Origin of the sequence: Gilliamella sp. B14448G11, from assembly GCF_016101765.1 — a bacterium.
GTDB lineage: Bacteria > Pseudomonadota > Gammaproteobacteria > Enterobacterales > Orbaceae > Gilliamella > Gilliamella apicola_N.
On sequence record NZ_JACFPX010000008.1, the window covers coordinates 57353 to 79147 of the forward strand.

The following is a 21795-nucleotide window of genomic DNA, read 5'->3' on the forward strand; positions in this document are numbered from 1 at the left end:
ATTATTGTTCATCAATAAAATACCAATAGCCTTTATTAACAAAATTAAGCAATACTTGTTGTGTTTCTTCATTTTGTAAATGTTCATAACTGAGTATTTCGTTTTGACAAAGTATATCAATAACAGACATAGGTAAATCTATTTTTTCACCATGAATATAACCAAAATCGCCAATTTTAAGAATTCGGATACTTGGTACACGCAATAATTCTGCTCCTGTTTGTAGGATTGTTTTAAATTCATCATATTCATAGGGAGGTTCAACAGGGACAATATTAAGTTCGTGCATTGGTAAAGTGATATGTTTACCAAACCAATCGTTAAAAAGATCGGGTGTTTTGATTAAATCAATGATTTGATCTTGTAATTTGGTTAATTCATAAGGTTGTATACGGTAGGGATCTTTAGGTAATTTTAAATCTGGATCTTGGTAAAAAATCCCATTTGGTAAATTATCAATAATATAATCTGCAAAGCCACTTAGCATTTCTTGTGATGTTTGCGTTCTAAAACCAACCGAATAACTTAGTGATTCACCGATTGATACACCATTATGCGGAAAACCAATTGGAATATATAAAATATCACCAGAAGTAATCTCTTCATCAATAATCGGTTGATAATCTTCAACATGTAATAACGCTTTATGGGCACTGAATTGTTTATAGTTAGGATTACGATCACCAACTTGCCAACGTCGACGCCCCATACCTTGAATAATAAAAACATCGTAATTATCGATATGTGGACCTACACCTGCACCTTGTGTAGCATAAGAAATCATTAGATCTTCGAATTGCCATTGTGGGATACATTTAAATGGTTCAACTAAAGTTGCAGCTTGTTCGTGCCAGTGATCAACCGCTTGAACTAATAAACTCCAGTGTTCCTCGCCTAAGTTACTAAAATCATCAAAAGGACCAAATTTAGCATCCCAATTGCCATTTTTATTGGTAACAATTCGGCTTTCAATCTCTTCTTCCATTGCCAACCCAGCAAGTTCATCAGGGGTGATTGGATCAATAAAATGACTAAAAGCTTTGCGTAATATCACTGGCTTTTTTTGCCAATAATTTGTTAAAAAGTCATCCCAATCTATATTTAATTTATTATTCATTTAACACCCCTTGTAAGTTGAATAATTGACAAAAATTGTCGGTTGTATGTTTCGCTATCACTTCTAAAGTAACACCTTTTAATGCCGATAGATAAGTAGCGACTTTTCGCACGTATGCGGGTTGGTTTTCTTTTCCACGATATGGGACAGGAGCAAGATAAGGCGAATCCGTTTCGACTAAAATACGATCGAGCGGTACATATTTTGCTACTTCCCGTAACGCTTCGGCATTTTTAAAGGTAATGATACCTGAAAAAGAGATATAGAAACCAATATCCAACAGCTGTTTAGCTGTAGCAATATCTTCAGTGAAACAGTGTAATACACCAGAAAAGGCATGTTCATCTTTTAATATTCTTAAAGTATCTTCTTTTGCATTACGAGTATGAACAATCACAGGTTTACTTAGTTTTCGTCCTAACCGAATATGTTCTTTAAAATTTTCTTGTTGTTGTTCTAAATTATCTTGTTGATAATAGTAATCAAGACCTGTTTCACCTAAAGCGACAACATTATCCTCTTGAGCTAAGCGTTGAAAGCGATCGGCATCATATTTTTCATCATCTAAATTAAGAGGATGAATTCCACATGAAAAGGAACATTGATTTTTAAAAGGCATAAGTAGATGCTTCATCGCTTCATAGCCTGACAATGTTGTTGCCACGCTTAAGCAGTGTTTAACATCATTATTTATAGCTTGTTGTAAAACATCTTCGATAGTTTTACTTTTTAAATCTAAACTATCTAAATGACAGTGAGAATCAATTAAAAACATAATAATCTCTTTTTATTTTTAGGAATGTTGTTCAAAATCACGGACGGGTTTTATGGTTGACCAGGAACGACAAGCAGGGCAAAGCCAATAGATAGTATTAACAGTAAAACCACATTTTTGGCATCGATAATTCGGGACAGCTTTTATTTGTTCACCAACCATATTACGTAATAATAAAAGGCTTTTTTTGGCTTTCCCTTGCTCGGCATCGGCTACGTGATAATCCATTAATCGGTAAAATCCTTTTAAATTAGGATGCTTTAATAATTCTCGGTACATATAGTATTGGGCTGAATCAAGCCCATTTTGTTTTTCAATAATGTCAGCTAACATTAGTTCAGCCACATTACCTGTGTCTTTATCGACACACAATTGTAAAAACTGTTTAAATTCTTCTTGCTTATTCAATTTGTTATAGCATTCATTTAATAAAGGTAATGCTTCACCAATGAATGCTTTATCTTGCTGTAATATCTGTTTAAGTGATTCAATGGCTTCTTCTGTTCTGTTTTGCACTATCAATATTCGACCTAACATTAATGATGTGCGGGCGCAATTTGGATCCGCTGCTGCTGATTTTTGTAATAAGCTATATGCTTTATCGAGATCATCATTGGCAATTGCGAGGGATGCTAACTCACAATAAAATTGAGCAATGTATATTTTGTATTTTTCGTTGCCAAGTTTGACCAGTTTAGTTGCAGCATTAATTGCGTTAATCCATTCACTGGTGGATTGATAAATAATGATAAGTTGTTGTAGGGCATTTTGTTGAAAATCTTCTTCATTGATGAGTTGCAAAAACATCTCTTCTGCACGGTCATAGAGTCCAGCCCCCATATAATCACGACCTAATTGCTGGATGGCTAAAAGACGTTGTTCAAATGTCAACGAGGAACTTTCCATTAATGCTTGATGAATTCGTATGGCTCTATCGATTTCACCTCGAGAGCGAAATAAGTTACCTAATGTTAGATGAGCTTCAAGCGTACCTTCGTCTTCTTTAAGCATATCTAAGAAAAGATCAACTGCTTTATCTTTTTGGTTAGACAAGAGAAAATTAAGACCATCTACATATTCACGTGACAATCGATTAGATTGATTGATATATTTTTGTTTTGCATTTCTGTCGCCCATATACCAGCCGTAAGCGGCAGCAATAGGTAACAACAGAAATAACAGTTCAAACATAATATTTATTCTTGATTGATTTTAGTTAAACTTAATTTTTGATGATCTGTTAGGTTATCATCATACTTTTTTTGTAATTTATTCAATTTTCGTTTAGTGGATGAATGTTGTAGCTTAGAAATTATGACAAGAATCCCTGTTAATATTGTACCTACAATAAAGCCAGAACCAAAAAATATAGCTAAAAGAACTGATAATCGGAGTTCTGTTTTAGCAAACAAATAATTGAAAGACACAACTTCACCGTTAAATGCACCTAATGCTATAGATATAGTGAAAATAGCAGTTATCAATATAATTGATATAACAAATTTCATAATAATGACCTTTATATTTTTTTAATTTTACTTAAACGTCTATATAACCTTAAACATTTTTACAAAATATTAGTTGAAAAATTATCTATCTACTATATGCCATTTTCGTGAATAAAAATAGCATATTAATGAAATGATCCAAGCAAGTGTAATACCCAATAATAAATCAATCGGGCTATGCATACCTAATGCTAATCGACTAATTTCAATTAATAATGCCCATACAATAATTGCGTTAACAATAATATAGTGACGTCTAAATCCTAATAATGTTATTGCAAGAAATGCCCATGTCGCCGAAAATAAAGTATGTCCAGAGGGTAGCGAATAGCCTGTTTCACTTTGCCAATGCTTACCTAACCATTTCGGAATGGTAGTTGAATTACTTAACTTTTCAGAAATAATTTTTTGTTTTTCTGATTTAGGTAATAAATAAAATTGTTTGTCGCTAAGATGAAATTCTTTTGCCATCCAAAGTACATAAGGTCTTGATTCTGCTGTTTGAGATTTTATAATGGTTTTGACTATTTGCCCACCTAATATTGCACAAACTAGACAAAACCATAATGCAATAATCTTTGTTTTGGTTTTGTTGGGTAATAAATAACAAAATACCATAAAAAAAATGGTTGATGTAATAATCGCCCAAGGAAAACTTGCAGTTTCTGTTATAAAGAAAAAATATTTTGATGTATTATTTAATGATTCTGGTTGCCAATGCCAATTTATGGCTATAATAACTAATGGTACTACTAACATAATGGCTAAAGGTGCCATTGTTTTTTTTATTACAAACCCCATTTATAGACTCAATTTAACACTAATTGCTAAATAGTTTAGCATGGAAGATAGCTTTTTTTAAAAGTCTATTTATGTTTTATTTAAACGGAGATGATAATGCAATTAAAACATGTTGCACAAGCAAAATTACCAACACCATGGGGATGTTTTACTATTGTTGGATTTGAAGAAATTGCAACAGGGAAAGATCATGCAGCTTTAGTATTTGGCGATATATCTGGCGATGCTCCAGTTCTGACTAGAATTCATTCAGAGTGTTTAACTGGGGATGCTTTGTTCAGTTTGCGTTGTGACTGTGGCTTTCAGTTAGAAGCAGCTTTAAAACAAATAGCTAAAGAAGGTCGCGGAATTTTAATTTATCATCGTCAAGAGGGCCGTAATATTGGCTTACTAAATAAAATCAGAGCTTATGCGCTACAAGATAAAGGCTTTGATACTGTTGAAGCCAATGAACAATTGGGTTTCGCGGCTGATGAACGTGATTTTACTTTGTGTGCTGATATATTAACTTTACTTGATGTATCGCAAATTCGTTTATTGACGAATAATCCTGAAAAAATAAAAGTCCTTGAACAGTCAGGCATTAAAATTTTACAAAGAGTGCCATTAGAAGTTGGAGAAAATCCAAATAATGAACATTATTTAGAAACAAAAGTGAATAAAATGGGACATTTATTGCATTTACATCATGGTAATTGCAATTGTAATCATTAGCCAATAACACTGAAAAGAATCGATTTAATTTAACTAAACCTCAAAAAATATTTTTTTCGAGGTTTTTTTATATTTTAGAAATAAAGATCTATTTTTACCTTTATGATTATTCGTTATCACAGCGAAGTACACCACCATTGGCGATCTGATCTTTTGATATTTCGTGCATAATGATTTGTACAGCTTCTGGTTTACAATTAAGCGTTTCAGCGATTGCTGCTGTTACACGTTTTGCCATTTCCCTTTTTTGTTCTACTGTACGATCTTCTAAAAAGTCAATAACAACATTTGGCATAAAAATCTCCTAGTGATTAATGTTAGCAAGCTGTTCGTCGGTTAAAGCGATTTCTTCATTACGGCAGATACCGATACCTGATTGTATAACTTTTTCTGCAATGGCTTTAGCTTCATCTAATGAATGCATTTTATAGGTACCACATTGGTACTCATTAAGTTCAGGAATTTGATTCTGCGATTTAACTCCTAAAACATCTTGCATGGATTTTAACCACGCATCAACAACTAACGATTCATCTGGTTTACCTATAAGACTCATGTAAAAGCCAGTACGGCATCCCATTGGCGAAATATCAATAATTTCGACTTGTTTACTATTGAGGTGATCACGCATAAATCCAGCAAATAAATGCTCTAAGGTATGGATTCCTCTTTCAGGTAATAGTTCTTTATTGGGAATGGTAAAACGCAAATCAAACACTGTTATGTTATCGCCTTTTGGCGTTGCCATAGTTTTGGCAACTCGAACAAAGGGAGCTTTCATTTTGGTGTGATCAACTTTAAAACTATCTAGTAATGGCATAACTTTCTCCTTATTTGGTATTCGTTATTTTAATCAATTCAACCTCGATAACCAATATTTTTTATGTTTACTCGGCAAGTAAATTTAACATTTCTTGCTCATCAATGACTTTAATTCCGAGTTCTTGGGCCTTATCTAACTTAGAGCCGGCTGCTTCTCCGGCTATGACAAGATCGGTATTTTTAGATACACTGCCTGTCACTTTAGCCCCAAGTTGTTTTAATTTATTCTTTGCTTCGTCTCTTGTTAAAACCGATAGCGTACCCGTTAATACGATTGTTTTACCTGAAAATGGGGAATCAACAATCGTTGTCTGAGCTTGAGGCGTAATATCTTGCCAATGAATATTTATTTCTTCATTGGTTAATTGCTCAATCACATTTCGGTTATGAGGTTCTTGAAAGAAATCAATGATACTTTCAGCAATAACCACACCAATATCATTTACTGTTTGTAGTTGTTCAAGAGAGGCGTTTTCGATTGCCGATAAACTCCCAAGTTGGTTAACTAAGTTTTCCGCAGTGACTTCACCAACATTAGGGATACCCAGAGCAAATATAAATCGGCTTAATGTGGTATTTTTAGAAGCATTTAACGCATTTAATAAGTTATTGGCAGATTTTTCGCCAATTTTATCTAATGAACACAGGGTAGGCAGATTAAGTTTATAGAGATCTGCTGGAGTTTTAACATAATCTTTATCGACTAATTGTTCAATAATTTTATCACCCATCCCATCTACATTCATTGCCCGTCGAGAAACAAAATGTTTTAAGGCCTCTTTGCGCTGTGCTGGGCAAATTAATCCTCCTGCACAACGTGAAATCGCTTGTCCTTCATCTCGAACAATTAATGAACCGCAAATAGGGCAATGAGAGGGAAAAACAATTTCTTTTGTATCAGTAGGTCTTCGATCTAATAAGACTGCAACAATTTTAGGGATGACATCACCCGCTCGACGTACAGTCACATAATCACCTTCCCGTATACCTAATCGGGCTATTTCGTCACTATTATGTAGTGTAGCGTTACTGACAATAACTCCAGCAACACAAACAGGCTCAAGTCTTGCTACGGGTGTAATTGCTCCAGTGCGCCCAACTTGAAAATCCACTTTATTTAATTGTGTTACTTCTTCTTGAGCCGGAAATTTAAATGCTGTTGCCCAGCGCGGAGCACGTGCAACAAAGCCAAGTTCATTTTGTAGTGCAATACTATTAACTTTAATGACAACACCATCAATATCAAAATCTAATGACATACGCTGTTCACCGATTTGTTTAAAATAGTCTAAAGCAGCTTGGGCTCCTTGTCGTTTTTCTACTTTATCACTAACAGGTAATCCCCATGCTTTAAATTGCATTAAACGATCATAGTGAGTATCAGGTAGAAAACTACCTTCAATAATACCAACGCCATAGCAGTAAAATGATAACGGTCTTTTAGCAGTAATTTTAGGATCTAATTGTCTTAATGAACCAGCAGCGGCATTACGGGGGTTGGCAAATATTTTTTCGTTTCGTTTTTCTGCATCAGCATTAAGTTTGGCAAAACCTTTATGAGTCATAAATACTTCGCCCCGTACTTCTAAACGGGCAGGGATATTTTCACCAATTAATACTAAAGGAATGGTTTTAATTGTCCTTACATTTGCGGTGATGTCTTCTCCAGTTGCGCCGTCGCCACGTGTAGCCGCTTTTGAGAACTTCCCGTTTTCATACAATATACTCACCGCCAAACCATCAAGTTTTAGTTCACAGCAATATTCAACTTCATCGTTTTCATTAAGATGAAGACGATCTTTAATTCTCTTATTAAAGGCAATAAAACTCGACTCATCAAAAACATTATCAAGTGAAAGCATAGGTAATTCATGTTTGATTGAAGCAAATTGGGCTAAAGGCGCACCGCCAACTCGTTGGGTTGGAGAGTCAGTTGTAATTAGATTTGGAAACTGTTGCTCTATCTTTTGCAGTTGTTTTATTAATTTATCATATTCAGAGTCAGGGATCTCTGGAGCATCAAGTACGTAATAGCAATACTCATGATGTCTGATTAAATTTCGCAGTGAAGTCAATTGTTCTATGATATCTTCAATCGAATCTGATTGAATAGCTGAATGTTCTGTTTTAGTTGATAGTGGCATGATAATGGGCTCTTAAATTAAAACGTAGCTTATAGGAAAATCATCAAAATTGCTTAATTAATGAAGTATACAGTTATTAAATCAATTCATAGCTGCATTATATAAATTTTTGTTTCTAGCCACCAAATAGGATTGGTGGCATTTTATTAAAGAATTGTTGAAATTTTTTGCGATTAAATTTCGTTACAGGCTTTTTTAATACGATTTTTATAACTATCAATTTTTTGTGGTGTTAGCATACGATGTTCATCATCTAAAACCACACCATTAACATCATCGGCTATACGTTGTGCTGTTTGTAGCATTAATTTGAAATTTTGTTGGTTGTTGCCTTCGGTAGGCGCAACCATGAAAATAGAGACACCAGGAGTGGTAAATTCATGCATTGTTTCAGGATCTAAGTATCCAGGAGTGACCATATTGGCTAAACTGAACAGCACAGGCCCATTACCTGCGGGATCAACATGGCGATGAAATATTCTCATATCACCAAACTGGAAACCTGATTGCATAATACTTGCTAAAAGTACATCTCCTTGTAATAAATTACCATTAATTCCTTTTATATTTAATATGATAATTTCTGTTTTGTCTTCGTCGAATTTATTTAAACTACTTTTCTGAGTTTTACTATCTTTTGCTGGTGCCTGCGGATTATTATCGGTTTTCTCTTCGTTATTTTGAGTAGTTTGCTGTGGTTGTTTTTTTGTTTGTAATTTTTTATCGTCGAAAGAATCGTTCTTTATTTTAATAATTGGTTTCGATTCACCGATAGTTTCATCATTAATTTGTTCTTCATCATTATTTACAAATAGCTCTTCTTGCTGAGGAGGAACTTCCTCAACTGGCTCTTTAGGTGTATTATCTTGGTTTTCAATATTTTTTTTATTTTTAGTGATCAAAATTACATCATCTTCAATTACATCAATGAAGTTATTTTCAAGTTGTTGGGCATTTGTCTGATTTTTTTTCCGTTTTTCTGAACCAAAAGAATAAAGTTCCCTTTTATTGATCCAAAAACCATGAATCAATAGAGCTATAATGACTAAGGATGCAACAACAATTAGAACAATACGTAAATTATCCATAATAACCATCTCAGAATTAAATTGAATATAGAGTCAAATCATTCAACATTGAAAAATTGAATAAAATGATGACGGAGTACAACAAATGTAAATTGAAACCACTTGAACGATACTTCCTATACATAATAATATTAGTATAGCATTTTATTTTAGCTTTTTTATAGCACAAAAAATCAATTAGCCTATAATACTTTTTTAAAAAAAGAATCATATTTAATAATATAATTTTTTTCTGATCATATTCCAGTTTTGTTGTTTTTAGAACTCTGTGCTATTAACCTGTAAAGATACTTACATTTTGTGTATTTTTTTTGTAAAATCGCTCGTTACTTTTGAATATAATTAATTCATTGTTATCTAAATAATTATTAAGTTACCGAGGTTATCTTATATGAGATTTAATAAGCTGTTACTTACTCTGCCAATGGCATTAACTAGTCTATTGTTATTAACAAGTTGTGATAATAATCAGTCACAAAATGGTAATGGCCAATTGCCTAAGGTAACCGTGTTTAAAGTGGAGCCTTTAAATTACACACTGAAAATAAATCTACCAGGGCGAGTTGTTGCATCACAAATAGCAGAAATAAGACCACAAGTTAGTGGAATTGTTTTGAATCGAGAATTTGAAGAAAGTTCAGATGTTAAAGCAGGGCAATCACTCTATCAAATCGATCCTGCCATTTATCAAGCTAATTATGATAGTGCTGTTGCTAGTGTAGCAAGTGCAAAAGCTAATGCTAATATTGCACAACTTACTTTAAAACGTTATGCGGGCCTATTAAATACAAAATCTATAAGCCAACAAGAATATGATAAAGCGGCTGCGGATGCTAAACAAGCTGATGCAAGCGTATTGGTTGCTCAAGCGGCAGAACATGCTGCTAAAGTTAATTTAGATTATACTAAAGTATACTCACCAATTGATGGCTACATTGGTAAATCAAGTGTGACTGAAGGGGCTTTAGTGTCAGCTGGACAACCAACACCACTTGCATTAGTGCAACAACTTGATCCTATTTATGTTGATATGACAGAAGCAGCGACACGTTATAATAAATATCTACAAGATGAAAACATTATTTATGAGCCAGCCAAAGGGAATAATGTGGAACTCTATTTTAATGATGGTTCAAAATATGCACTTCCAGGTAATGTTAAATTTTCAGATATGACGGTTAATGAAACAACCGGAACCGTAACACTACGATCTCAATTTGCTAACAGTGAAAGCAAAATTTTACCAGGTATGTTTGTTAAACCTCAATTGACATTAGGAACTATAAAAAATGCAGTGTTAGTACCTCAACAAGGTGTTACAAGTAACCAAAAAGGTCAATATACCGCTAAAATTTTAAAACCAGATAATACGGTTGAATATCGTCAAGATATTAAAGTTTATACAGGAATCAGTGGTTATTGGGTAGTGACTAGCGGTATCGATATTGGTGAACAAGTTATCACCACAGGTCTACTTAATTTGACTGCCGTTGAATCAGGTGTGACTATGCAAGCAGAAGTTGTTGGTGAGCCTACTACTCTTTCTCAAGAACAGTTAGATAACATCATCAATAACAATATAAAATAAAACAGGGGTAGATTTAATTATGGCTAAGTTTTTTATTGATAGACCTGTTTTTGCATGGGTAATTGCTATCATGATGATGCTGGGCGGTGCTTTATGTATTAAGCTACTAGCTGTTGAACAGTATCCTGATATTGCCCCACCTGCTGTTACTGTTTCTGCAGTTTATCCAGGTGCTGATGCGCAAACTATTGAAAACACTGTTACGCAATTAATTGAACAAAACTTAACTGGTTTGGATAATTTAATTTATATGAAATCAACCAGTAGTGCTCAAGGTGTGGTTCAAACTACTTTGACTTTTGCTCCTGGAACAAGTCCTGATTTTGCACAGGTACAAGTTTTAAATAAAGTAGAAAGTATTAAATCACGTTTACCAGAAAGCGTTCAAAAAAATGGCGTGTCAGTTGCTAAAAATAATACTAACTTCTTAAAAGTTATTGGTTTCTACTCCACTGACCCTCAAAAAACTCAAGCAGATATTGCTGACTTTATTTATTCTACAGTACAAGATCCTATTCGCCGTGTGCAAGGGGTAGGGGATACTCAGTTATTTGGTTCTGAATATGCAATGCGTGTTTGGTTAGATCCAAACAAACTGAACTATTTTAATTTATCTATTGAAGAAATTACCGCTGCTATTCAAGCGCAAAATGCGCAGGTTACTGCTGGACAACTTGGTGCTTTACCAGCAACGGAAGGGCAAGAACTTAATGCGACAATTACTGCTCAATCACGTTTAAAAACACCTGAGCAATTTCAAAATATTTTAGTCCGTGTTAATACTGATGGGTCAAATGTTTTATTAAAAGATGTGGCAAAGGTTGAGATTGGTGCTGCTGACTATAACTTTCTTTCTCGTTATGATGGTAAACCTTCCGCTGGATTAGGTATTTATTTGGCGACAGGCGCTAATCAATTAGATACTTCAGCACAAGTTGATGAAAAGATCCAGGAATTGTCTCAAATTTTTCCGGAAGACATTAAATTTGCGTATCCTTATGATACAACTCCTTTTGTTAGATTATCTATTAATAACGTAATTCATACATTAATCGAAGCAATTATTTTGGTTGTTATCGTAATGTACGTATTCTTACAAAATCTTCGTTCTACACTTATTCCAACTATTACTGTACCTGTCGTATTGTTAGGTACTTTTGCAGTTTTATATATTTGTGGATTTACTATCAATACGTTATCCATGTTTGCTATGGTTCTTGCCATCGGTCTTCTGGTCGATGATGCCATCGTAGTTATCGAAAACGTTGAACGTATTATGCATGATGAAGGTCTATCCCCTTATGATGCAACCGTTAAATCAATGGAACAAATTACTTCTGCATTAGTTGGCATAGCCGTAGTACTTTCAGCTGTATTTGTACCAATGGCATTTTATGGTGGTGCAGCAGGGGGAATTTATCGCCAATTCTCTATTACAATTGTAACTTCTATGTCTCTATCAGTTGTGATGGCAATTGTATTAACGCCTGCACTTTGCGCGCAAATTTTAAAAGCACCATCGAAATCTAAAGTTAAGAAAACAACTTTTGGTGAAAAACTCGTAACCATAGCGCCATTTAGTTGGTGTTCAGCTGGAACTAAATGGTTTTTCGATAAATTTAATAATATATATAATAAAAGTTTGCATGTTTATGAGAAAGGTGTAATTAAATTTATTCGTTATCCAGTTATTTCATTTATTTGCTATGTCTTAATTGTTGTAGGTTTAGTATTTGGATTTAACCGTTTACCAACTGGTTTCTTACCAAATGAAGATCAAGGAGTATTGATTGTTCTGGTTGAATTACCACCAGGGTCTACATTAGAACAAACAATGGGCGTGCTTAATAAAACTTCTGACTTCTATATGACGCAAAAAGCCGATTCAGTGAGAGAAATTTTCACCGTTGCTGGTTTTAGTCTGGTTGGGCGTGGACAGAACATGGGGCTTGGCTTTATTCGATTAAAAGATTGGGATGAGCGAAAACGCCCAGATCAAACAGTTGATGCCTTAGTTGGCAGTGGTTGGGGATTTGCTTCAACGATTACTGATGGCCGTGTCATTATCACCAATGTTCCAGCAGTACCATCACTAGGTATGGCCAATGGTTTCTCTTATATGTTAAAAGATTCGGCTGGTCTTGGTCATGATGCTTTGATGGGCGCATTTTTCCAACTATTGAGCCTAGCTGCACGTGAGCCTCAATTACAGCAAGTTCGCCCAGGTAGTATGTTAGATGTTCCACAATATAAAATTAATGTGGATTTTGAAACTGCTCAAGCTCTTGGCGTGGCTGTGAGTAGTGTTAATACAGTACTTTCAACTGCATTAGGTTCTGCTTATATTGATGATTTTGTTTACAATAACCGCGTTAAAAAGGTTTATTTACAATCTGATGCGGCTTATCGAATGCTACCTGATGATTTTAGTTTTTGGCATGTAAAAAACCAAAAAGGTGAAATGGTACCTTATGATGCTTTTGCAACCACAACAAAAAGTTATGGTTCTCCATCGCTTGTTCGGTACGATGGTGTAGCTGCAATGGGAATTAGTGGTGCGGCAGCGCCTGGCTTGAGTTCTGGTCAAGCTATGGCAGTAATGGAAGAATTATCTAACCAGTTACCGAAAGGTTTCTCGTTTGACTGGACTGATATTTCATATCAAGAACGTCAAACAGGTTCTCAAACTACAACACTCTATATTATTTCACTTATTGTTGTATTCTTATCATTAGCTGCTTTATATGAAAGCTGGACAGTACCGATTTCAATCCTATTTGTTATCCCATTAGGTATTATTGGTACCGTATATGCGACCATGTTTAGGGGCCTTGATAATGATATTTATTTTATCGTAGGTCTATTAACTACGATGGGATTATCTGCTAAGAATGCTATTTTGATAGTGGAATTTGCTAAAGATGCACTCGAAAGAGAAGGTAAGTCATTGATTGATGCAACGTTAGAGGCTTGTCGTTTACGTTTACGTCCAATTTTAATGACATCATTTGCATTTATTTTGGGTGTATTACCATTAGCACTAAATACTGGTGCTGGATCTGCTAGCCAAAATGCAGTAGGTACAGGGGTAATCGGTGGAATGATAACGGCAACATTTTTAGCGATATTCTATGTTCCATTATTCTTCTTGTTTGTAACCAAACTGTTTACTAAACATAAGAACAAAGTCGTTTTACCATCTAACTATGATAGTAATACCAAAAATAGTTAATCAAAGTTAACGAATTATTAATATAAGATAAGTTAAAAGCACCAATAGTATTGGTGCTTTTTTTATGCAAGTTATCATTGATTATTTAATTAATGATTCAGTTTAATATCCTTTAAGGAATGATTAAGCTTGAGAATGGTTATTTATTTGCTATGCCAAAAGTGATTTGCGTTGAAAAGATATAACAACTGATTTATTTATGCGATTTGATTAATAGTTGACTCATATGAGCATGGGTAATGGCTATAGCTAATGCGTCTGCAGCATCGGCTTGAGGACTTGCAGGTAACTTAAGTAATAATTTAACCATATGCTGCACTTGTTTTTTGTCGGCAGCACCAGTCCCAACTACACTTTGTTTGACTAAACGCGCCGCATATTCAAAAACAGGTAGGTCATTGTTTACCGCTGCCACAATTGCTGAACCTCTTGCTTGACCTAATTTTAATGCAGAATCGGCATTTCGTGCCATAAATACTTGTTCAATAGCAAACATATCAGGTTGGAATTGTAAAATAATTTCACTTACACCTGCATATATGCGTTTTAAACGGGTAGGAAGATCATCAACTGCAGTACGAATACATCCGCTGCCAAGGTAAGTAAGTTGTCGTCCCGTTTGACGAATTACTCCGTAACCTGTCAAACGAGAGCCTGGATCGATGCCAAGAATAATGGCCATTAGAGCGTTGCTGCAACCTCGTCAGAAACTTCACCATTATGATAAACTTCTTGAACATCATCACAATCTTCAAGCATATCAATAAGACGAAGTAATTTAGGTGCAGATTCAATATCAAGATCAACTTTAGTTGCTGGGATCATAGATACTTCTGCTGCTTCTGATACTAAACCTGCTGCATCAAGAGCATCTTTAACTTCACCAAATGATTCAGGTGTCGTAAACACATCAATTGCACCATCGTCATAGGTTACGACATCATCAGCTCCAGCTTCAAGCGCCGCGTCCATTACTTGATCTTCATCAGTACCTGCTGGGTATGAAATAACGCCTTTTTTCGTGAATAAATATGAGACTGAACCATCAGTACCTAAATTACCGCCAGTTTTTGTAAAAGCATGACGAACTTCAGAAACAGTACGGTTACGGTTATCACTTAAGCATTCAACCATTACCGCAGTACCTGCTGGTCCATAACCTTCATAGATGATTGTTTCCATATTTGTATCATCTTCACCGCCCACACCACGAGCAATAGCTCTATTCATGGTATCTCGAGTCATGTTGTTCGATAATGCTTTGTCCATAGCAGCACGTAGACGAGGGTTAGACGCTGGATCGCCACCACCAAGTTTAGCTGCAGTTACAAGTTCGCGAATAATTTTGGTAAAGATTTTACCGCGTTTTGCATCTTGTGCTGCTTTGCGGTGTTTGGTATTGGCCCATTTACTATGACCTGCCATAAAATATCTCCAGATAAATAATTTAAAATCGGTGTATTTTAGCAAACTTTAACTAAAAATTCATTATCAATATGTGTATAAGTTATACCAATAGTTAAGTCAAAATTTTGAAAATATTACAACGCATTGTTTCATTGATAACATCTTTAACATGATTTTATTTAACAGAAAAATCATACCATTATCTTAAATTATTTCATGTTTGATTCATTAAATGAATTTCATGCCGTGTATGAATATTGATCGAGATCACAAGTTTGAATTTTAAACATTGCAAGAAACTCTTATTCGTTACAAGATTATGTATCGAAACGTTTCGATATTTCTTGTTAACTATCTTTAAAAGGGATTTGTTATGCGCAAAGGCCAACTATTTAATTCTGATATTTACCAAGTACTATCTAAAATGGGGCACACTGATCAAATTGCAATCGGGGATGCGGGCTTACCTATACCTAATACGACCTTACGAATTGATTTGGCACTCACTTATGGTGTTCCATCATTTATGCAAGTTTTCGAATTAATTTCACAAGAGATGCAAATAGAAAAAGTAATACTTGCCACAGAAATCAAAGAAAAAAATCCTCAAATTTTGGCAGAAATTATAGAAAGAATCAGTCAGATTGAACAAATTCAGAACAATAAAATAGAAATTATTTATTTTCCTCACGAAATGCTAAAAAAACAAACGCATCATTGCAAAGCCGTTATCAGAACCGGTGAGTGCACACCATTTGCAAATATTATTTTGCAATCGGGTGTCATTTTTTAAATGTTGTTTTAAAAAGGTTTGTTTTAATTAAGCGATGAGGAATTTATGCACAATAATTTATTACAGCTTATTAATATTCATAAATCTTTTCCCGGAGTAAAAGCATTAACAGGCGCAAATTTAAATGTTCGAGCTGGACAAGTAATGGCATTGATTGGTGAAAATGGCGCCGGAAAATCTACACTAATGAAAGTGTTAACTGGCATTTACTCAAAAGATGAGGGTGAAATTATTTACTTAGGCAATAAAGTAAATTTTAAAGGACCAAAATCATCACAAGAAGCAGGTATCGGCATCATTCATCAAGAGTTAAATTTAATACCACAACTTACTATTGCCGAAAATATATTTTTAGGTCGAGAGTTTACTAATAAATTTGGCTGTATAGATTGGAAAAAAACATATGATCAAGCTGACAAATTATTAGCTGAACTACATTTAACTTATGATAGTCGTAAGCTTATTAGTGAGTTATCGATAGGTGAACAGCAGATGGTTGAAATCGCTAAAGTACTTAGCTTTAATTCCAAAGTTATCATAATGGACGAACCTACCGATGCGCTTACCGAAACAGAAACGGCATCATTATTTGAAGTTATTCGCAAACTAAAACAGCAAAATTGTGGAATTGTTTATATTTCTCATCGATTAAAAGAAATTTTTGAAATCTGTGATGACGTTACTGTTTTGCGAGATGGACAATTTATTGGCGAAAAGAAAGTTGAGCAACTTGATGAAAATTCCCTTATTGAAATGATGGTTGGACGAAAACTTGAAGAACAATATCCTCGCATCAATAAAGAACATGGAGAGGTAACACTGCAAGTTAAAAATCTAACCGGTACAGGAGTAAACAATATCAGTTTCAAACTTCACGAAGGTGAAATACTTGGTATTTCAGGCTTAATGGGGGCAGGGCGAACTGAATTAATGAAAATGATTTATGGTGCCAATCCAGCGAAGTCTGGCTCTATTATACTTAAAGGAAAAACAATAAAAGTGAATTCGCCGTTAGATGGTTTAAAACATGGCATTGTCTATATTTCTGAAGATAGGAAAAGAGATGGACTGATTTTAGGCATGTCTGTTAAGGACAATATGTCACTCAATGCATTGAGTTATTTTGCTAATCAGTTTGGTAAATTACAACTTAAAAATGAGCAACAAGCTGTTGAGGATTTTGTTAGCTTATTTAACATCAAAACGCCCTCAATCAACCAAATTATTGGGCTCTTATCAGGTGGTAATCAACAAAAAGTCGCTATTGCTAAAGGATTAATGACTCGACCAAGTATCTTAATTTTAGATGAACCAACGCGAGGAGTTGATGTAGGTGCTAAAAAAGAGATATACCAACTGATTAATCAATTTAAACAGCAGGGTTTGAGCGTTATCTTAGTCTCATCTGATATGCCTGAGGTATTAGGTATGAGCGATAGAATTTTAGTTATTTATGACGGAACTGTGACTGGCGAATTTTCAATTAGTGACGCGACACAGGAAAAACTTATGGCTGCTGCCGTTGGAAAATCACAGGAGAGAGTCGATGTTGCAAAATAAAACGTTCAAGAATTTTTTAATTGAGCAAAAATCATTAGTAACATTACTTATTTTAATTGCAATTGTTTCATGTTTAAGTGATAACTTTTTCACTTTAAATAACTTTTTCAATATTTTACAGCAAACATCCATTAACGCGATCATTGCGGTAGGTATGACTTTAGTAATTTTAACCTCCGGTATTGATCTTACAGTAGGTTCTACCTTTGCTTTAGCTGGTGCTATCACGGCTTCTTTAGTTGGTTCAGATATCTCCCCCTTTATTGCGATAGCCGTATCCTTAGCATTAGGATCGTTATTAGGTGCTTTTTCTGGTCTGATCATTGCAAAAGGTAAAATACAAGCATTTATTGCTACGCTGGTTATGATGCTCATATTACGTGGAGTAACACAGGTTTATACAAAAGGTAGTCCAATATCGACAGGCATGAATGATAATTCAGAACTTTTCGAGTGGTTTGCTTTTGGTCGGGTTTTTGCGATTCCTGTGCCAATTATCATCATGGCGATGGTATTTATTGCTGCATGGTACTTATTAAAATATACCCGGTTAGGTCGTTATATTTATGCTTTAGGTGGTAATGAAGCTGCCACAAAACTCTCAGGGATTAATGTTGATCGAGTCAAAATTACGGTTTATGCACTTAGTGGATTACTTTGCGCATTAGCTAGTACCATTGAAGTTGCAAGACTATCATCGGCACAACCTACTGCTGGTACTGGTTATGAAATGGATGCGATTGCTGCGGTTGTTCTTGGTGGAACGAGCATGTCTGGCGGTAAAGGTAAAATTATAGGTACATTAATTGGTGCATTAATATTAGGTTTTTTAAATAATGGTCTCAATATGTTAGGGGTAGATGCTTATTATCAAATGATCGTAAAAGGGGTGGTTATCTTATTAGCTGTGTTAGTTGATAAAAAAACCAATAAATAGTTCCTTATTTTTGGAGAGGGTTATGAAATTTAAAAAAATTATTACTGCAGTTACAATTGTAACTTTAAGTCTAACCGTTAGTTTTCAAGCTTCAGCGAAAGACAATCTTGCCTTAGTTGTTTCAACACTGAATAATCCTTTTTTTGTAACACTAAAAGAAGGAGCGGTACAAAAGGCTAATGAATTAGGTTATGACTTAGTCGTACTCGATTCGCAAAATAATCCAGCAAAAGAGCTGGCGAATGTTGAAGATACTATCGTAAAAGGCGCTAAAGTCATTTTAATTAATCCAACTGATTCAGATGCGGTCGGCAATGCCGTTTTGGCTGCCAATAAAGCAGGAATCCCAGTAATCACTCTTGATAGAGCAGCCGGAAAAGGTGAGGTTATTAGCCATATTGCATCCGATAATGTTGCTGGAGGTAAAATGGCAGGAGATTTTATTTTTGAAAAACTAGGTGCTGATGCAAAAATAATTCAACTACAAGGCATTGTTGGTACATCCGCATCACGTGAACGTGGTGAGGGATTTGTTCAATCCGCACAAGTGAATAAATTAATTATTTTAACTGCGCAACCTGCTGACTTTGATCGTGCCAAAGGTATGAATGTCATGCAAAATTTACTTACTGCTTACCCAACCTTACAAGCTGTATTTGCCGAAAATGATGAAATGGCATTAGGTGCGGTACGTGCAATTCAAACTGCTGGGCGTAATGATATTTTAGTGGTTGGATTTGATGGCACACAAGATGGAGTTAAATCCGTAGAACGAGGTAAAATGGCAGCAACAGTTGCACAACAACCAGAAAAAATAGGTTCAATGGGTATTGAGATCGCTGATAAAGTGATAAAAGGTGAGAAAGTTGAACAAAAAGTTCCTGTAGAATTAAAATTAATTACTAAATAAAGAGTTAAGGACGCATTATTGCGTCCTATCGCGGTAAAATTTGGAGCGAATTACATGAGTGGTAAAAAACTAATTGTACTGGGTAGCGTTAATGTCGATCATATTTTAAATGTTAATGAATTTCCAAAACCAGGTGAAACATTAGCAGGCAGAGATTACCAAATTTCATTTGGAGGTAAAGGTGCCAACCAAGCTGTAGCTGCAGGTCGTTTAGGTGCCAATATACAATTCATTGCTGCAGTTGGTGATGATGAATTAGGGAAAAAAATAGATCAGCAATTAAAAAGTGATCATATTGATACCCATTCAGTTGCAACAATCAAAAACGAAAATACAGGTGTTGCACTCATTTTAGTTAATGCTCAAGGCGAGAATCAAATTGCCATTTATGCAGGTGCCAATGCTGCAGTTACGCCTGATTATTTAAGTGAATTTGAAAATGATATTATACAGGCAGATGCGATTTTAATGCAGCTTGAAACACCTTTAGCAACCATAGAACAAGCAGCTAAATTAGCCAAACGACATAATACTCAAGTGATTTTAAATCCTGCACCTGCGCAGAAGTTATCCGATGATTTGCTTAATCATATTGATATTATTACCCCAAATGAAACCGAAGCTGAACATTTAACCGGTATAAAAATTGTCACTGAACAAGACGCCCAAACTGCATCGGCTATTTTGCATAATAAAGGAATAAAAATTGTCATAATTACGTTAGGTAGTAAAGGTGCGTGGGTAAGTGATTCAGGCAAAGGGGAACTTATCGATGGTTTTAAAGTAAAAGCCATTGATACTATTGGAGCTGGAGATACTTTTAATGGCATGTTAGTCACAGCATTATTAGAAGGTAAATCGCTTAGCCAAGCTATCAAATATGCACATGCTGCAGGGGCTCTGTCAGTAACTAAAGCTGGAGCACAAACATCAGTACCAACGCGTATAGAGGTTGACAATTTTATTCAATTACATAATCAGTAAAAAGAGATCTAACCATTGGCTACGATGAAAGATGTTGCAAATCTTGCGCAAGTTTCTACATCTACTGTTTCTCATGTGATTAATAACGATCGTTATGTTAGCCATGCTGTACGCGAAAAAGTTGAATTAGCGATTAAACAGCTAAATTATACACCTTGTGCAATAGCCCGTAGTTTAAAGAGTAATAAAACCTATACTATAGGTATGTTAGTTACAACGAGTAATAATCCTTTTTTTTCAGAAGTGGTTCAAGGCGTTGAACGAAGTTGTTATGAGTTGGGTTATAACTTGATTTTATGTAGTACAGAGGGTGATCATAAACGGATGCTTGATAACATTGAGCATTTATTACAAAAACGTGTTGATGGCTTATTAATCATGTGCACTGAAAGCCATTCAAGCCCACAACAGATCTTTACACGTTATCCCAAACTGCCCATCGTCATGATGGATTGGACACCATTAATGGGTATGTGTGATATTATTCAGGATAATTCTTTTTATGGTGCAACTATAGCGACTCAATATTTAATTGAGAAAAATTACAAGGATATTGCTTGTATTACAGGCCCTTTAAATAATACTCAAGCACAATCGCGCCTGCAAGGCTATCGTAAAGCAATGCATGAAGCTAATTTAATCATTCATAATGGTTATGAAGTGCAAGGTGATTTTCGATTTGCATCAGGTATTGTTGCGATGCAATATTTATTAAGTTTGGCTAAACCTCCACAAGCTGTATTTTGTTCTAATGATGCTATGGCTATAGGTGTTTATCAAGCACTTTACCAAAATGGACTTGAAGCAGGAAAAGATATTGCAATTGTTGGTTATGATAATATTGAAATCGCACAATATATGACACCACCTTTAACTACTATTCATCAACCCAAAAAAGAACTGGGTCAATTAGCCGTTGAGATGTTAATAAATCGATTTCATAATCCTAAAGAGCCATTACATAAACGGTCATTAACGCCAATATTGATAAAACGCTTATCCGCTTAGTAAAACAAAAAACGTTGTGACTCACTTTTAATTATTTTATTGTTATAAAAAACGCCTAATAAATAGGCGCTTTCAAAATGTCGTAAATTTATCAAATAGAATAATTAACTCATTCCATATTGTTTTAATTTTTTGCGAAGCGTACCACGGTTGATACCAAGCATGTTTGCTGCGCGAGTTTGATTACCGCGTGTATATTGCATAACCATATCAAGGAATGGGTGTTCAACTTCAGCTAACACTAATTCATATAGATCAGTCGGATCTTCACCATTTAATTGAGATAAATAGTTTTTTAAAGCTTGTTTAACTGAATCTCGCAATGGCTTTTGTGTTATTTGGTCCTGCGAATTTACAGTTGTAAATTTAAGTGCTGCAGCTGTAACGCGTTGTTCTGACATAGTATT

The 21795-nt window shown here is 34.9% G+C and carries 21 protein-coding genes; 9 read left to right on the plus strand and 12 right to left on the minus strand.

All coding sequences use genetic code 11. The features are described 5' to 3' along the window. Nucleotide 1 precedes the first annotated feature (1 nt). From H3S88_RS07260 to H3S88_RS07280, 5 genes are all read right to left on the minus strand, one after another. Nucleotides 2-1117 (minus strand): cupin domain-containing protein, encoded by a 1116-nt coding sequence (locus H3S88_RS07260; protein WP_086351321.1) that lies wholly within the window; start codon nucleotides 1115-1117, stop codon nucleotides 2-4. Further along, a complete protein-coding gene (locus H3S88_RS07265) occupies nucleotides 1110-1892 on the minus strand; it encodes a YchF/TatD family DNA exonuclease (protein WP_086327208.1) in 783 nt (260 codons plus the stop codon). The genes H3S88_RS07260 and H3S88_RS07265 overlap by 8 nt, the downstream gene beginning before the upstream one ends. An 18-nt stretch (nucleotides 1893-1910) precedes the next feature. Continuing rightward, on the minus strand, nucleotides 1911-3083 hold the full coding sequence (gene lapB / locus H3S88_RS07270; protein WP_198228542.1) for a lipopolysaccharide assembly protein LapB: 1173 nt from the start codon (nucleotides 3081-3083) through the stop codon (nucleotides 1911-1913). 5 nt (nucleotides 3084-3088) lie between these two features. Then, a complete protein-coding gene (locus H3S88_RS07275; RefSeq protein ID WP_198228540.1) occupies nucleotides 3089-3400 on the minus strand; it encodes a LapA family protein in 312 nt (103 codons plus the stop codon). A gap of 81 nt (nucleotides 3401-3481) precedes the next feature. Beyond that, nucleotides 3482-4201 (minus strand): phosphatase PAP2 family protein, encoded by a 720-nt coding sequence (locus H3S88_RS07280; protein ID WP_198228538.1) that lies wholly within the window; start codon nucleotides 4199-4201, stop codon nucleotides 3482-3484. 96 nt (nucleotides 4202-4297) lie between these two features. On the opposite strand from H3S88_RS07280, the gene ribA reads away from it, so the two are divergent. Continuing rightward, nucleotides 4298-4915 (plus strand): GTP cyclohydrolase II, encoded by a 618-nt coding sequence (ribA, locus tag H3S88_RS07285; protein WP_198228536.1) that lies wholly within the window; start codon nucleotides 4298-4300, stop codon nucleotides 4913-4915. A gap of 106 nt (nucleotides 4916-5021) precedes the next feature. Here the strand turns inward: ribA and H3S88_RS07290 are convergent, their stop codons facing one another. The 4 genes from H3S88_RS07290 to zipA form a co-directional block, all read right to left on the minus strand. After that, nucleotides 5022-5210: a 2-hydroxymuconate tautomerase gene (locus H3S88_RS07290; protein ID WP_198228535.1), complete on the minus strand. Its 189-nt coding sequence runs from the start codon at nucleotides 5208-5210 to the stop codon at nucleotides 5022-5024. 9 nt (nucleotides 5211-5219) lie between these two features. Continuing rightward, entirely contained in the window at nucleotides 5220-5735 is a 516-nt protein-coding gene (gene luxS, locus H3S88_RS07295) for an S-ribosylhomocysteine lyase (RefSeq protein ID WP_198228533.1), read from the minus strand. Between the two features lie 67 nt (nucleotides 5736-5802). Continuing rightward, entirely contained in the window at nucleotides 5803-7833 is a 2031-nt protein-coding gene (gene ligA / locus H3S88_RS07300; protein ID WP_198228596.1) for an NAD-dependent DNA ligase LigA, read from the minus strand. Between the two features lie 221 nt (nucleotides 7834-8054). Beyond that, nucleotides 8055-8969, minus strand: coding sequence for a cell division protein ZipA (gene zipA, locus H3S88_RS07305; protein WP_198228531.1), 915 nt, complete (start codon nucleotides 8967-8969; stop codon nucleotides 8055-8057). Between the two features lie 391 nt (nucleotides 8970-9360). Between zipA and H3S88_RS07310 the strand changes: the two genes are divergently transcribed. Together H3S88_RS07310 and H3S88_RS07315 are read left to right on the plus strand one after the other, a co-directional pair. After that, entirely contained in the window at nucleotides 9361-10557 is a 1197-nt protein-coding gene (locus H3S88_RS07310) for an efflux RND transporter periplasmic adaptor subunit (protein ID WP_198228529.1), read from the plus strand. A 19-nt stretch (nucleotides 10558-10576) separates the two neighbouring features. Further along, nucleotides 10577-13789 carry an efflux RND transporter permease subunit gene (locus tag H3S88_RS07315; RefSeq protein ID WP_198228527.1) on the plus strand — a complete coding sequence of 1071 codons (3213 nt, stop codon included), beginning with the start codon at nucleotides 10577-10579 and terminating at the stop codon, nucleotides 13787-13789. Nucleotides 13790-13982: 193 nt separating this feature from the next. Here H3S88_RS07315 and ruvC read toward each other — a convergent pair whose 3' ends face one another. Together ruvC and H3S88_RS07325 are read right to left on the minus strand one after the other, a co-directional pair. Then, nucleotides 13983-14471, minus strand: a complete 489-nt coding sequence (gene ruvC / locus H3S88_RS07320) for a crossover junction endodeoxyribonuclease RuvC (protein WP_065738819.1) — start codon at nucleotides 14469-14471, stop codon at nucleotides 13983-13985. Next, entirely contained in the window at nucleotides 14471-15214 is a 744-nt protein-coding gene (locus H3S88_RS07325; RefSeq protein ID WP_025316003.1) for a YebC/PmpR family DNA-binding transcriptional regulator, read from the minus strand. The genes ruvC and H3S88_RS07325 overlap by 1 nt, the downstream gene beginning before the upstream one ends. A gap of 355 nt (nucleotides 15215-15569) precedes the next feature. Between H3S88_RS07325 and rbsD the strand changes: the two genes are divergently transcribed. From rbsD to rbsR, 6 genes are read left to right on the plus strand one after another with little or no spacing between them, the layout of a single operon-like run. Next, nucleotides 15570-15989 carry a D-ribose pyranase gene (gene rbsD / locus H3S88_RS07330; RefSeq protein ID WP_198228525.1) on the plus strand — a complete coding sequence of 140 codons (420 nt, stop codon included), beginning with the start codon at nucleotides 15570-15572 and terminating at the stop codon, nucleotides 15987-15989. Between the two features lie 45 nt (nucleotides 15990-16034). Then, the gene (gene rbsA / locus H3S88_RS07335; protein ID WP_198228523.1) at nucleotides 16035-17549 is read left to right on the plus strand and encodes a ribose ABC transporter ATP-binding protein RbsA; all 1515 of its coding nucleotides are present in this window, start codon (nucleotides 16035-16037) and stop codon (nucleotides 17547-17549) included. Further along, a complete protein-coding gene (rbsC, locus tag H3S88_RS07340; protein WP_086309025.1) occupies nucleotides 17536-18486 on the plus strand; it encodes a ribose ABC transporter permease in 951 nt (316 codons plus the stop codon). Before rbsA ends, rbsC begins: the two co-directional genes overlap by 14 nt. Before the next feature lie 22 nt (nucleotides 18487-18508). Beyond that, complete coding sequence (gene rbsB / locus H3S88_RS07345; RefSeq protein ID WP_086309026.1) at nucleotides 18509-19396, plus strand: ribose ABC transporter substrate-binding protein RbsB; 888 nt, start codon at nucleotides 18509-18511, stop codon at nucleotides 19394-19396. Nucleotides 19397-19450: 54 nt separating this feature from the next. Continuing rightward, on the plus strand, nucleotides 19451-20380 hold the full coding sequence (gene rbsK / locus H3S88_RS07350) for a ribokinase (protein WP_198228521.1): 930 nt from the start codon (nucleotides 19451-19453) through the stop codon (nucleotides 20378-20380). Between the two features lie 24 nt (nucleotides 20381-20404). Continuing rightward, the gene (gene rbsR, locus H3S88_RS07355; protein ID WP_232352535.1) at nucleotides 20405-21388 is read left to right on the plus strand and encodes a ribose operon transcriptional repressor RbsR; all 984 of its coding nucleotides are present in this window, start codon (nucleotides 20405-20407) and stop codon (nucleotides 21386-21388) included. 104 nt (nucleotides 21389-21492) lie between these two features. On the opposite strand, the gene fis is transcribed toward rbsR, so the two are convergent. Then, entirely contained in the window at nucleotides 21493-21789 is a 297-nt protein-coding gene (fis, locus tag H3S88_RS07360; RefSeq protein WP_034883623.1) for a DNA-binding transcriptional regulator Fis, read from the minus strand. Nucleotides 21790-21795 lie beyond the last annotated feature (6 nt).